The organism is Clostridium sardiniense (assembly GCF_050584765.1).
In the GTDB taxonomy this organism is placed as follows: Bacteria; Bacillota; Clostridia; order Clostridiales; family Clostridiaceae; genus Clostridium; species Clostridium sardiniense_A.
The window spans coordinates 743,262-756,677 of record NZ_JBNOOR010000002.1 but is presented as its reverse complement, the minus strand read 5'-3'; the positions used below and the strand labels follow the sequence as shown (position 1 = coordinate 756,677).

The 13,416-nt window shown below is 27.9% G+C and carries 12 protein-coding genes; all 12 read left to right on the top strand.

What is annotated here, in order from left to right; genetic code table 11:
- The first annotated feature begins 266 nt into the window (after positions 1-266).
- Positions 267-1,034 (top strand): ABC transporter ATP-binding protein, encoded by a 768-nt coding sequence (locus tag ACQPUW_RS13180; RefSeq protein WP_430837960.1) that lies wholly within the window; start codon positions 267-269, stop codon positions 1,032-1,034.
- Complete coding sequence (locus ACQPUW_RS13175; RefSeq protein ID WP_430837959.1) at positions 1,021-3,015, top strand: FtsX-like permease family protein; 1,995 nt, start codon at positions 1,021-1,023, stop codon at positions 3,013-3,015. Before ACQPUW_RS13180 ends, ACQPUW_RS13175 begins: the two co-directional genes overlap by 14 nt.
- 104 nt (positions 3,016-3,119) lie before the next feature.
- Entirely contained in the window at positions 3,120-3,791 is a 672-nt protein-coding gene (locus ACQPUW_RS13170) for a response regulator transcription factor (protein WP_430837958.1), read from the top strand.
- The gene (locus ACQPUW_RS13165) at positions 3,788-4,798 is read left to right on the top strand and encodes a sensor histidine kinase (protein WP_430837957.1); all 1,011 of its coding nucleotides are present in this window, start codon (positions 3,788-3,790) and stop codon (positions 4,796-4,798) included. The genes ACQPUW_RS13170 and ACQPUW_RS13165 overlap by 4 nt, the downstream gene beginning before the upstream one ends.
- A 174-nt stretch (positions 4,799-4,972) precedes the next feature.
- Complete coding sequence (locus ACQPUW_RS13160) at positions 4,973-5,773, top strand: SDR family NAD(P)-dependent oxidoreductase (RefSeq protein WP_430837956.1); 801 nt, start codon at positions 4,973-4,975, stop codon at positions 5,771-5,773.
- A 393-nt stretch (positions 5,774-6,166) separates the two neighbouring features.
- Positions 6,167-7,036, top strand: a complete 870-nt coding sequence (locus tag ACQPUW_RS13155; RefSeq protein WP_430837955.1) for an N-acetylneuraminate lyase — start codon at positions 6,167-6,169, stop codon at positions 7,034-7,036.
- Between the two features lie 29 nt (positions 7,037-7,065).
- A complete protein-coding gene (locus tag ACQPUW_RS13150; protein ID WP_430837954.1) occupies positions 7,066-8,541 on the top strand; it encodes a sodium:solute symporter in 1,476 nt (491 codons plus the stop codon).
- Positions 8,542-8,568: 27 nt separating this feature from the next.
- Positions 8,569-9,018 carry a YhcH/YjgK/YiaL family protein gene (locus ACQPUW_RS13145; protein ID WP_430837953.1) on the top strand — a complete coding sequence of 150 codons (450 nt, stop codon included), beginning with the start codon at positions 8,569-8,571 and terminating at the stop codon, positions 9,016-9,018.
- A 64-nt stretch (positions 9,019-9,082) separates the two neighbouring features.
- Complete coding sequence (locus tag ACQPUW_RS13140; RefSeq protein ID WP_430837952.1) at positions 9,083-9,880, top strand: sialate O-acetylesterase; 798 nt, start codon at positions 9,083-9,085, stop codon at positions 9,878-9,880.
- A gap of 17 nt (positions 9,881-9,897) precedes the next feature.
- Positions 9,898-10,782, top strand: coding sequence for an ROK family protein (locus ACQPUW_RS13135; protein WP_430837951.1), 885 nt, complete (start codon positions 9,898-9,900; stop codon positions 10,780-10,782).
- A gap of 26 nt (positions 10,783-10,808) precedes the next feature.
- Complete coding sequence (locus ACQPUW_RS13130; protein WP_430837950.1) at positions 10,809-11,660, top strand: MurR/RpiR family transcriptional regulator; 852 nt, start codon at positions 10,809-10,811, stop codon at positions 11,658-11,660.
- Between the two features lie 177 nt (positions 11,661-11,837).
- Positions 11,838-13,373: a cardiolipin synthase gene (cls, locus tag ACQPUW_RS13125; protein WP_430837949.1), complete on the top strand. Its 1,536-nt coding sequence runs from the start codon at positions 11,838-11,840 to the stop codon at positions 13,371-13,373.
- Positions 13,374-13,416 lie beyond the last annotated feature (43 nt).

Sequence of the window (13,416 nt, the reverse complement as noted above, 5' to 3'; positions counted from 1 at the left end):
GATAAATTAAATAACTTATTTTCTAAAAGTTTACAAGTAAAATACTCGCTATATATTAATGAATATTGTAAGATAGAGTAAATTTTAACTAGTTGAACAAAATATACTCAATAATATTGTCTTATAGGATATTGTAAATTCAAAATTACAATATCCTATATTTTATCTTACAAAATTGAAAGATTACTGAAATATAGTTCAATATGAAGATTAAAAATTAAAGCATAAAATAAAGACATAGTGTAGGGAAACGAGGAGGAAATTAAATGAGTAATATATTAGAAGTTAAAAATATAGAAAAATATTATGGAAATAAAGATAACGTAACAAAAGCTATAGATGGAATAAGCTTTGATGTTGAAAAGGGTGAATTCGTTGGAATAATGGGAGCATCAGGAAGTGGTAAATCAACACTTTTAAATTGTATTTCAACAATAGATAATGTAACAACAGGAAAAATATTATTAAAGGGAAAAGATATAACAAAACTTAAAGGGAAAAATTTAGAGAAATTTAGAAGAGATGAGTTAGGGTTTATATTCCAAGATTATAATCTTCTAGATACCTTAACTATTTATGAAAATATAGCATTAGCACTTACAATTCAAAATAGAAAACCAAAGGAAATAGATACTTTAGTTAAAGATATAGCTAAAAGATTAGGGATTGCTGAGCTTTTAAATAAATACCCATATCAAGTATCTGGTGGACAAAAACAAAGAGTTGCATCTGCAAGAGCAATAGTAACAGATCCTTCAATCATTTTAGCAGATGAACCAACAGGGGCGTTAGATTCAAAGTCAGCTAGACAACTTCTAGAAAGCTTTGAAAATATGAATAAGGAGCTACAAGCTACAATACTTATGGTAACTCATGATCCATTTACAGCAAGTTATGCTGAAAGAATATTATTTATAAAAGACGGTAAGATATTCAATGAATTAATAAAGGGGAATATGTCTAGAAAAGAATTCTTTGATAGAATAATTGAAGTTGTTACGCTTCTTGGAGGTGAAGCAAATGAATCAAACTAAATTAGCAATTAATAATGTTAGGAAGAGTTTTAAAGATTATACAATATACTTTTTAACTTTAACATTTGCTGTATGTATATTCTATGCTTTTAACTCCATAGGATCACAGAGTGCAATGATGGAGATTAATTCAAGTAAAAAAGACTCATTACAAATGATATCACAAGTAATATCCTATATATCAGTATTTGTTTCATTTATTTTAGGTGGACTTATTATATATGCAAACAACTTCTTGATTAAAAGAAGAAAGAAAGAACTTGGGTTATATATGTCTCTTGGTATGGGGAAAGGGAGAATATCAAAATTATTAGTTTGTGAAGAATTAATTATTGGGATATTTTCACTTATTGCAGGATTAGTTGTTGGAATTATAGCTTCACAAGGATTATCAATAATAACAGCAAAGCTATTTTCAATCAAATTATCAAATTATAAATTTGTATTTTCATCAGAAGCTATGGTTAAAACTATAATATACTTTGGTATTATATTTGTTCTTGTAATGATATTTAATACATTTGCTATATCAAAATATAAGCTAATAGATTTATTAAATGCACACAAGAAAAATCAAGAAATAAAAATAAAAAATCCTATGATTTCAGGATTGATTTTCATAGTATCATTAGTTTCCTTAGGGGTTGCATATTATTTAGTAAAGAAGGTTGGGCTAGATATTAGAACAATTGAATTTAAGTTATCAATTGTACTTGGGATAATTGGAACAGCATTATTTTTCTATGGACTTACAAGTTTCTTAATAATGGCAATACAAAGGAATAAGAACTTGTATCTAAGAAAGTTAAATATATTTACATTAAGACAAATGAATAGCAAAATAAATACTAACTTTATATCAATGACAGTTATATGTCTAATGTTATTTTTAACTATAAGTATGCTTTCAGTTGGTGTAAGTTTTAAAAGAAATAATATGGATTCATTATCACCATACGATGCGTCAGTAAGTACATATGTAGATAATGATTCAAAACTTAGTTTAGAGCAAATGTTAGATAAAGTTGGGTTTAAAATACAAAGTGGAGATAAATATTCATATGTAACAACATATAATACAAAAGATACAATTAACAATGTATTAGATAAATATATGGATTCAAGATTTAAAAATAATCTAAGTAATGGTACTACTATATCTGTAATGTCTATATCAGATTTTAATAAACTTAGAGAATTAAGTGGAAAGAGTGCTATGAAACTTAATGATAATGAAGTTTTAATTCAATCTAATTTTGATAAATTAAAGCCTGCAATTGAGGATTTAATAAAGAGTGGTAATAAAATTAAGCTAGGTAAAGAAGATTATACTATAGCGAATAAAGAAATAATAACTACAGCAAATTCAACTTCAGCGGTATCACAAGTGATATTTAATCTAATAGTTCCAGATAGTGCTGTAAAAGGATTAGAACCTAGTGATTATACTTTAAATATTAATTACGGAAAAGATAATAAAGAATCATCAGAGAAATACTATTCTGATTCTGCTATTAATTATATGAAAAATCCAAATGTTGAAAATGGATATATGATGTTTATGACAAAGACATTATTACAAGAAGAAATGCAAGCAAGTACTACTATGATTCTATATATAGCTTTATATATAGGTGTTATATTCTTAATATCAAGTGCAGCTATACTAGCACTTCAACAATTATCAGAAGCAAGTGATAGTGCAGATAGGTACAATTCTTTAAGAAGGATTGGAGCGCCAAATAATATGATTAATAAATCAATATTTATTCAAACTCTAGCATATTTCATGTTGCCACTTGTTTTAGCGATAGTTCATTCAGTAGTTGGAATTAGTGTTGCAAATGATTTTGTATCAATATTTGGTAAGAGTAGTATCCTAGAATCAGCTCTTATAACAATGGGTGGAATAACTATAATATATGGAGCATACTTTATTGCTACTTATATTGGATATAAAAATATAGTTAAGAAATCTTAATCTTTAGATAAGCTTAGGCACAATAGCCTAAGCTTATTTTATGTTATATATAAATTGTAATATGGTATATAATATAAAATAAGAAGATAAAGAGGAGGGGTATTATGTTTAACATTACTATTGTAGAAGATAGTGAAATCATAAGAGAGGAGTTAACTAAGCTTCTTTCTAAATATGGATATAATATTAAAGCACCTACAGATTTTGAAAATATAATTGAAGAGATATTAAACTCAAAACCAGATTTAATAATGCTAGATATAAATTTACCTTATTTTGATGGTTATCATATTTGCAGAGAAATTAGAAAGAAATCTAGCGTACCTATAATAATTGTGACTAGTAGAGATAGCGATATGGATGAGCTTATGAGTATGAACTTAGGGGCGGATGATTTTATAATAAAACCATATAATACTCAAATTCTTTTAGCTCGTATAGAGGCTTTACTTAGAAGGACATATGGAAACAAAGATAATTCAAGTAAATTAACATATAAGAATTTAGAGCTAGATTTAGCAAAAGGAATAGTAACAGTAGAAGATAAATCAATAGAGATTACTAAAAATGAAATGAGAATATTATCATATCTTATGGAACGAAAAGGTGAGATAGTAAGTAGAGAAGACCTAATGGAATATCTTTGGAATTCAGACTATTATGTTGATGATAATACTCTTTCAGTTAATGTAACAAGAATTAGAAAAAAACTTCAAGAACTAGGAATAGAAAATGCTATAGAAACTAGAAGAGGACTTGGATATATAATGCCATGAGATTTGTAGATTATATTAAAGATAAAAGTATATTTTTAATAGTAAGTTTAGGACTATTTCTTCTATTTACGTTATTTATGATTTTAATAGACATAGGTGGTGCAGTAATTACTATAGTATTTACATTGTGGTTTGTTCCACTTATATCATACATCGGTATAGAGTTTTTAAGAAAGCGAAAATTTTTCAATGAAATAAGTGAAATATCAGAGAAACTTGATAAGAAATTTTTACTAACAGAAATAGTAAAAAGTCCAGAATTTCTTGAAGGAAAGATAATTCATGATGCTTTAAGGGAATCTAATAAAGATATGTATGAGCATATAAATTCTTATAAGTATGCCCAAAAAGAATATAGAGACTATATAGAGATGTGGGTTCATGAAATAAAGACACCTATTGCATCAACAAAGCTTATTATTGAAAATAATAAAAATGAAGTAACTAATAGTATAAATAAAGAACTTAAAAAGATTGATGAGATGGTTGAACAGGTACTATATTATTCTAAAAGTGATGATGCTAATGAAGATTATATAGTAAGAGAATTTCCACTAAAGAAAGCTGTTATGAATGTGGTAAAAAGGAACTCAAGAGATTTTATAGGCAAAAGAATTGCTGTAGATATGGGAGAAATAAATGAATTAGTTCTTAGCGATATTAAATGGGTGGAATTTATAATAAATCAGATTGTAGGAAACGCATTAAAATATACTAATAGTGGCGGAATGATTAAAATTTACTCAGAGGCTTATAAAAATAAAATCATACTAACTATAGAGGATAGTGGTGTAGGCATACCAGATGCAGAACTTTCAAAGGTGTTTTTAAAAGGATTTACAGGAGAAAACGGAAGAATATTTGGTAAATCAACTGGAATTGGGTTATATCTATGTCAAAAGCTATGTGATAAGTTAGGTCTAGGATTAACTTTAAAATCAGAAAAAGATAAAGGAACTAAGGTAAATATAATTTTTCCAATAGGAGAGAATACTAGTTTTAAATAACTTATATTAATTAATAAGGAGCTAACCTGAAGCTATAGAAAGCTAAAGGTTAGTTTTTTTATAACATAAATATATTTTATTTATATATTCTTTTACAGATAAAAATGATTATTATTTTTTATAAATGAAAGAATAATAATAAATAATTTTATGAATTCAAGGTGGATCTATAATATGAATAAAAGAATATTAGTTACAGGCGCGGGGACAGGACTTGGAAAGGAGGCTTCTATAGAACTTGCTAAGAGAGGGCATTTTGTTCTTGCAACAACACATTATGAAGATGAAGCAAAATGTATAAATAAATATGCTATTGAAAATGGGTTAGATGTCAATTTAAAATCATTTAAATTAGATATATTATTAGATGAAGACAGAAAAATGATATTAGAATATGACTTGGATATTTTAATAAATAATGCTGCAATAGGGGATTCGGGGTCAGTGTGTGAAATTGATGTAGACAGATATAGAAAAACTTTTGAGACAAATGTATTTTCTGCAATAGAATTAACACAATTATTCTTATGTAAAGTTATCCCAAAAGGAGAGGGTAGAGTTATATTTGTATCATCATTATTTGGAAGAGAATCCTTTCCTTTTTTATCTCCTTATACGGCTACTAAGTTTGCATTAGAGGGAATTGCGGAGTCCTTTAGGGAAGAAATGAAAGTTCTTAAAGATTGTACTATAGATATAGTACTTATAGAGCCAGGAGCATACGCAACTGGTTTTAATCAAAAGAATATAGAAAAGAAATATAATTGGATGAGAGAAGACTCATACTTTAAAGAGCAAGTTGAAGAGATAAAATCAAGTGAAGAAAAAGCGTTTAATTTAATGGAAGCTTCAAGGTATGATTCAATTATAGAAAAATATATAAAAGCTGTAGAAGAGGTTAAACCGAAAGATAGATATGTAGCGCCAAAATATCAAGGTGCTTTAATACAAAGTATGAGGATATTTGGAAAATGAAAAATGATAAATAAAAAACTAAAGAAAATGAAAATTTTAGGTAGTAAAAGTATGGTTATCTTTTGCTATCTTTTTCATATATAGAATATTTTTACTATAATATAGAATATTTTTATAAAAGGTAAAAAAATTTTCATTAATAAAAATTATTTTCGTAAATTTGAAAATAATTATTGAAGTAAAGGTTTAAATGTGTATAATAAAAGTATAAAAGTAAATAAATGTTAATATTTGAATTGAATTTTCATAAAATTTGACATAAAAAATTTCGCTTACAATTAACCTACCAATGAAAAAATCTAAGATAATACCTATTAAAATTAAAAATTCAAAGGTTATTATTAAAAATTTATATATTAAGATTTATATTTTATATTTTTAGGAGGAAGAGAAATGAGAGGGATTTATTCAGCATTATTAGTTTCATTTGATAAGGAAGGAAATATTAATGAAAAAGGTTTAAGGGAAATAGTAAGACATAATATTGATGTATGTGGTGTAGATGGACTTTATGTTGGAGGAAGTACTGGTGAAAACTTTATGCTTTCAACTGATGAAAAGAAAAGGATATTTGAAATTGCAATGGATGAAGCGAAGGGACAAGTTAAATTAATTGCTCAAGTAGGTTCAGTAAATTTAAAAGAGGCAGTAGAACTTGCAAAGTTTGCAACGGAACTTGGATATGATTCATTATCAGCAGTTACACCATTCTACTATAAATTTGATTTTAATGAAATAAAGCATTATTACGAAACAATAATAAATTCAGTAGATAATAAAATGATCATTTATTCAATTCCATTCTTAACTGGAGTTAATATGTCATTAGAACAATTTGCAGAGCTATTTGAAAATGATAAGATAATAGGCGTTAAATTTACAGCAGCGGACTTCTATTTATTAGAGAGAATGAGAAAAACATTCCCAGATAAGCTTATCTATGCAGGTTTTGATGAAATGATGTTACCAGCTACAGTTCTTGGAGTTGATGGTGCAATTGGATCAACATTTAATATGAATGGAAAGAGAGCTAAAGAAATATTTAATTTAGCTAAGGATAATCAAATAGATAAGGCAAGGGAACTTCAACACTTAACTAATGATTTTATAACTGATCTTTTAGGCAATGGTTTATATCAAACATTAAAAGGACTTCTTCAAGAAGCCGGTGTAGATGCAGGATATTGTAGACAACCTATGAAAGAAGCAACTGAAGAAATGAAGATAAAAACTAAAGAAATATATAATAAATATTTCGCTTAAAAATCAAATAAAGGGGTAGGTGTAAGAAAATGCAAGGATTTACTACGATAGATTTTGGAGTATTAGTAATTTACTTAGCAGCAGTTCTTTTTGCAGGACTAGCTTTCTCAAAGAAAGAAATGAAAGGAAAAGAATTCTTTAAAGGAGATGGAAAAATTCCATGGTGGGTTACTTCAGTTTCAATATTTGCAACACTTTTAAGTCCGATTTCATTTTTATCATTAGCAGGAAATTCATTTAAAGGGACATGGGTTTTATGGTTTGCACAATTAGGTATGTTAATAGCAGTACCTTTAACTATAAGATATTTCTTACCTGTTTATAGTAAATATGATATAGATACTGCATATCATTATTTAGAAATAAGATATAAAGATAAAGGACTTAGAATACTTGGAGCTATAATGTTTATAATCTATCAAATAGGTAGAATGTCAATCATTATGTACCTTCCATCAATAGTACTTGCAGAATTAACAGGAATTAGCGTAAACGTTCTTATAATTGTAATGGGACTTATAGCAATAGTTTATTCATATACAGGTGGACTTAAATCAGTTTTATGGACAGACTTTATACAAGGAACTGTATTAATAATTGGAGTTATATTCTCATTATTCTTCTTAGTTTCAACAATTGATGGTGGTTTTGGAGCTATTACAAGTTCTTTGGCAGAAGGTGGAAAGTTCCTAGGAGAAGGAGATGTATTATTTGATCCTAATATATTAAAATCAAGTGTATTTATAATAGTTGTTGGTGCTGGACTTAATACATTCTCATCATACGTATCAAGTCAAGATATAGTTCAAAGATTTACAACAACTACAGACATGAAGCAACTTAAAAAGATGACTTATGGAAATTTAGTACTTTCACTAACTCTTGCAACAGTATTCTACTTAATAGGTACAGGGTTATTTGTATTCTATAATCAAAACCCTGCATTATTACAAACTGCACAACAAGACCAAATATTTGCTTCATTTATAGCATATCAATTACCAGTAGGAATTACAGGGATTTTACTTGCAGCTATTTATGCAGCAGCGCAATCAACACTTTCAACTGGATTAAATTCAGTTGCAACAAGCTGGACTTTAGATATTCAACAATATATTTCTAAAGACTTATCAGATAAGCAAAAAACAAGAATAGCTCAATATATTTCATTAGGTGTTGGTATTGTATCAATAGGAGTCTCAATATTACTTGCAAGTGGTGGAATAACTTCAGCTTATGAATGGTTTAACGGATTTATGGGATTAGTTCTTGGAGTACTAGCTGGAATATTTGTACTTGGAGTATTCTTTAAGAAGGCAACTAAGCAAGGTGCTTATGCTGGATTTATAGTTTCAGCTATTATAGTTGTAGTTCTTAAATATGGTGGTTTTGATGTAACAGCTTGGTCTTACTCAGTAATTTCAATAAGTTCATCAGTTATTGTTGGAGTTATAGTAAGTTACTTAACTCAACCAAGTGAAGCAAAAGCAAAGGAATTAGCTTAATATTCTTAAAGTGAAGGAGAGATATATATGATCTACGGAAATTTAGAGTATTTAAAGAATTTTAAGGGGTTAGAGGATAAGGTGAATAAAGCACTAGAATTCTCAAAGGAGAAAGACTTAGTAAGTTATGCTCCTGGCTCATATGAAATTGATGGAGATGAGTTATTTGTAAATATAGTTGAGTATGATACTAAAGAGGTTTCAGAAAGATTCTGGGAAGCTCACAAAGATTATATAGATGTCCATGTTATATTTACAGGTAATGAGAGAATAGATTATAACTTTATAAAAGATTTAAACTTTAAAGAATATGTTAAAAAGGATGATTTTGTATCATTAGAAGGAGAATCTAAACAATCTTTAATACTTAGCAAAGATGATTTTGCAGTATTTTACCCAGAAGATGCTCATATGACAGCATTAAAGGTAGATGGATCAGAGAAGGTTAAAAAGGCAATTTTTAAAGTTAAATTATAAACTTATCCCCCTATGTGGATTTACTTTCCACGTAGGGGTTGTTTATAGAATGAGGAGGATTAAAATGACTGGCAATAAAGAAAAAATAGATATATTTTTGCTAATTGGACAAAGCAATGCAATTGGATGTGGTAGTGTATATGAGGTAATTCGTCCAGTAGGTGCCTTTGAGTACTTAGAGACAGATGAAATAATACCAATGAGAAAATTTTTAGAGTTATCAAGAGGCAATGGAACTATAGCACAAAGTTTTGCAAAATCATGGAACGAAGATACTGGAAAGAAATTATGTTTTATTCAATCAGCTGTTGATGGGTCTATGATAAAAAATTGGGGACATGATAGATATAATTATTTAGATGATGCTATTTATAAATATGAAAATGCAGTATCAAAATTAGATAAGATATATGATGTGGATAAAACTTATGCAATATGGATACAGGGAGAAAGTGATGGTAAGTATGGCACAGATCCTATTTATTATAAAAATGCATTAATAGACCTTGGAGATAAATTAAATAAAATTGGAATAGAGAAAACATTTGTATCTCAGACTGGATATTGGGATGGAACTAATCCTTTAAGGATGGAAGTAATAATGGTAGCCCAAGAAGAGGCTTGCAGAGAAAGTTCTAATTTAATTCTCTGTAGTAAAAAAGGACCTACATTTAAAGAAAGAAAAATGCTTATAGATGAAGTACACTACAATCAAAATGCATTGAATGAATTAGGAAAAGATATAGAAAAGGCTATATATAATTATTGTAAAGAAGAAAAAGCTATAGAAATACCTGATGAAATTAATCTTAATGAGGCAAAAGAAATATATTTTAAACTAAAAGAAATCATTAATTACTAAAATTAAGGGAGTAGATTATGAGAAAGTATATTTGTATAGATATAGGTGGAACAAATATAAAATATGGAGTTTTAAATGAAGAGGGAAATGTATTATTTGATGGTAGTAGAAAAACATCAGTATATGAAGATGGAAATGATATATTAGAAGATATAGATAATATAATTTGTAACCTTATAAATGAATACCAGGTTGAAGGGGTAGGAGTTTCAACAGCAGGCGTGGTAGATGATGAAAATGGAACTATTATTCATGCTGGTAAGACTATTCCAGATTATATAGGAACGGATATAAAAGGATTTATAGAAGAAAAATTTTCATTAAAGTGTGAGGTAGAAAATGATGTTAATTCTGCTGCGCTTGGAGAAGCTTTTTTAGGTTCTGGAAAAGGATATAAATCAATATTTTGTATGACTGTTGGCACCGGAATTGGTGGTGCGATTATTCTTAATAATGATATAGTAAGAGGTGCTTCAAAAAGTGCTGGAGAGGTTGGATATATAAATGTAAATGGAAAACCAATTCAAGAGATAGCATCAACAAAGATATTAGTCGAAAATGTTGCAAAACGTAAAAATATTAAAACTAGCGATATTAATGGAAGAATCGTGTTTGAAGAAGGTAAAAGAGGAGATTCTATATGCTCTGAAGAAATAGATAAGTTAGTAGATAATTTAACTGAACTTATTTCTAGCGTTGTTTACTTTTTAAATCCAGAGGTTATAATTTTAGGTGGAGGTATAATGGAACAAAAAGAATTTTTAGAACCTAAAATAAATACTTCCTTAAAGGTAAAATTACCAAAAGCTTTCTTTGAAAGCACAAAGATAGAGTTTGCAAAGCTAGGAAATAGAGCAGGTATGATAGGGGCATTGTATAATTTTATAAACAAAAGAGACTAATATATTAAGAAATTGGATGTGTTATTATGGATATTATAAAGCAGATTGCAAAAGAAGAGTTTAGAGAAAGCAAAAGTGATAAAATTCTTATTGAATACATAAACAAAAATGCTTCTGAATGCATATATAAATCAATAACAGAAATTGCAGAAGAGGTATCTTTAGGAGAAGCAACTATAACTAGGTTTTCTAAGAAATTAGGATTTTCAGGTTTTCCAGAATTTAAAGTAACTTTAGCTAAAAAGTTATCAAGAGAAAGTGGAAAAAATGTTATTAATGCAGTGGTGAAATTAGATGAACCAGTTAAAGAAACTGCAAATAAATTATTTGATAGCCATGTAAAAGTTATTGAAGAAACACTAAAGAATCTGGATTTTGGTGAGATTATAAGGACAAGAGAGATGTTCTTAAATGCAAAGAAAATATACTTTTTTGGAATTGGTAATTCAGGTATAGTATCTATGGATGCTAATTATAAATTTATGAGAATAGGAATGAATACTGTATCTATATCAGACTCACATACAATGAGAATGATTTCTGCAATTGTAGGTAGAGGAGATTTAATATTTGCAATATCTCATTCTGGAGAAACGAAAGAAATTATAGAAGCTGTTAAGCTTGCAAAGATTAATAAAGCTAAAATAATATCTTTAACTGAAAGTCGAGAAAATACATTAAAGGATATTTCAGATATTAATATAAGTTATGTAAGTATGGAGACTATATTTGAAACTGGATCAATTTTATCGAAGCTTGTACAGGTATTCTTAATAGAACTTATTTATGCTGAGGTTATTAAAGAGAGCTATGAGGAATCTATAGATAAGAAAATGAGAACTACAACGGCATTAGAAGAGATTCGTGAAGAATATTAATTAAGCTAGATTTAGGTATTTATATCTAAATCTTTTTTTATTATTTAATTATAGATTAATAAATAAGTCTTTCGTTAATCTTAAAAATCATAAAAAGATTAGTTATGAAAATATAAGGTTGAATATACAAAACAAGTTGTATTAAAATATATATAAATATGGTTTAAGGAGGAATAGATGAGAAAAATATTTGATTTTTTATTCAGTAGGTTAGCCATAGTAGGATTTTTAATCTTTTTTCAATTAGTAGTCCTATTATTTGGAATATGGAAGCTTACTGAATCTTTTGTTTATTTATATGTTTTCTTCTTCATAATAAGTGTATTGGTAGTCATTTATATTGTAAGTAGAACAGATAATCCATCATATAAATTAGCATGGACAATACCTGTATTATTATTTCCTATTTTCGGAGGGCTATTTTATTTAATCTTTGGTGGAAAAAAGATGAATAATAAGTTTAAAAGAAAGGTTGAGCGGGTATATAATGAGTCTAAGGAGGCCCTCATTCAAGATGACGGTATAATAAATGAATTAGAAAATATAGATAAGTCTGTAGCAAATCAAGCTAAGTATACTAGCAAATACGCTATGTCACCAATTTATAAAAATACAACAACAGAATATCTTTCACCAGGAGAAGAGTTTTTTGATTGTTTAATAAAAGAATTAAAAAAAGCAAAGAGATACATATTTATGGAGTATTTTATAGTCCATGAAGGAAAAATGTGGAATACTATTTTGGATATTTTAGAAGAGAAAGCTAAAGAGGGTGTAGATGTCAGAATGATATATGATGATATGGGATGCCTTACAACTCTTCCATATAAATATAATGAACAGATTGAAAAGAGAGGTATTAAGTGTCAAGTATTTAATCCTTTCGTACCGTTTTTATCCATAGTATTAAATAATAGAGACCATAGAAAGATAACTGTTATTGACGGGCATACTGGATTTACAGGAGGAACAAACTTAGCTGATGAATACATAAATGAAATAGTTAGATTCGGGCATTGGAAAGATGCATCTATAATGATAAAAGGTGAAGCTGTCTGGAATCTTACTGTAATGTTTCTTCAAGTATGGAGCTTTAATACTGGAGAAAAAATAAATTATAGTGATTTTAAGGTATTAGATGAGCATAAATTAGATATAGAAAGTGATGGATATGTGCAGCCTTATGCAGATAGTCCACTAGACGATGAAATAGTTGGAGAAAATGTATATTTAAATATTATAAATAAGGCGAAAGATTATGTTTATATAAGTACCCCTTATTTAATAATTGATAATGAGCTTGTAACAGCGCTTACTTTGGCTGCTAAAAGTGGTGTTGATGTAAGAATTATAACACCTCATATTGAAGATAAATGGTATGCACATATAGTTACTAGAGCGTATTATCCACAGCTTATTAAAGCTGGAGTTAAAATATATGAATATACTCCAGGATTTATACATTCAAAAACTGTTGTATCAGATGATATAGTTGGAACTGTTGGAACAATAAACTTTGATTATAGAAGTCTTTATCTTCACTTTGAATGTGGAGTGTGGCTATATAAAACTAAATCTGTAATGCAAATAAAAGATGATTACTTAAAGATGATAGATATTTGTACGAGGATAACACTTGAAGATTGTAGACATATTAAATTATATGATAGAATATTAACTGCAATACTTAGAGTATTTGCGCCACTTATGTAATTTATGGCCTTCTCATTTTTAAACAATGAGAAGGCTTTTTAAA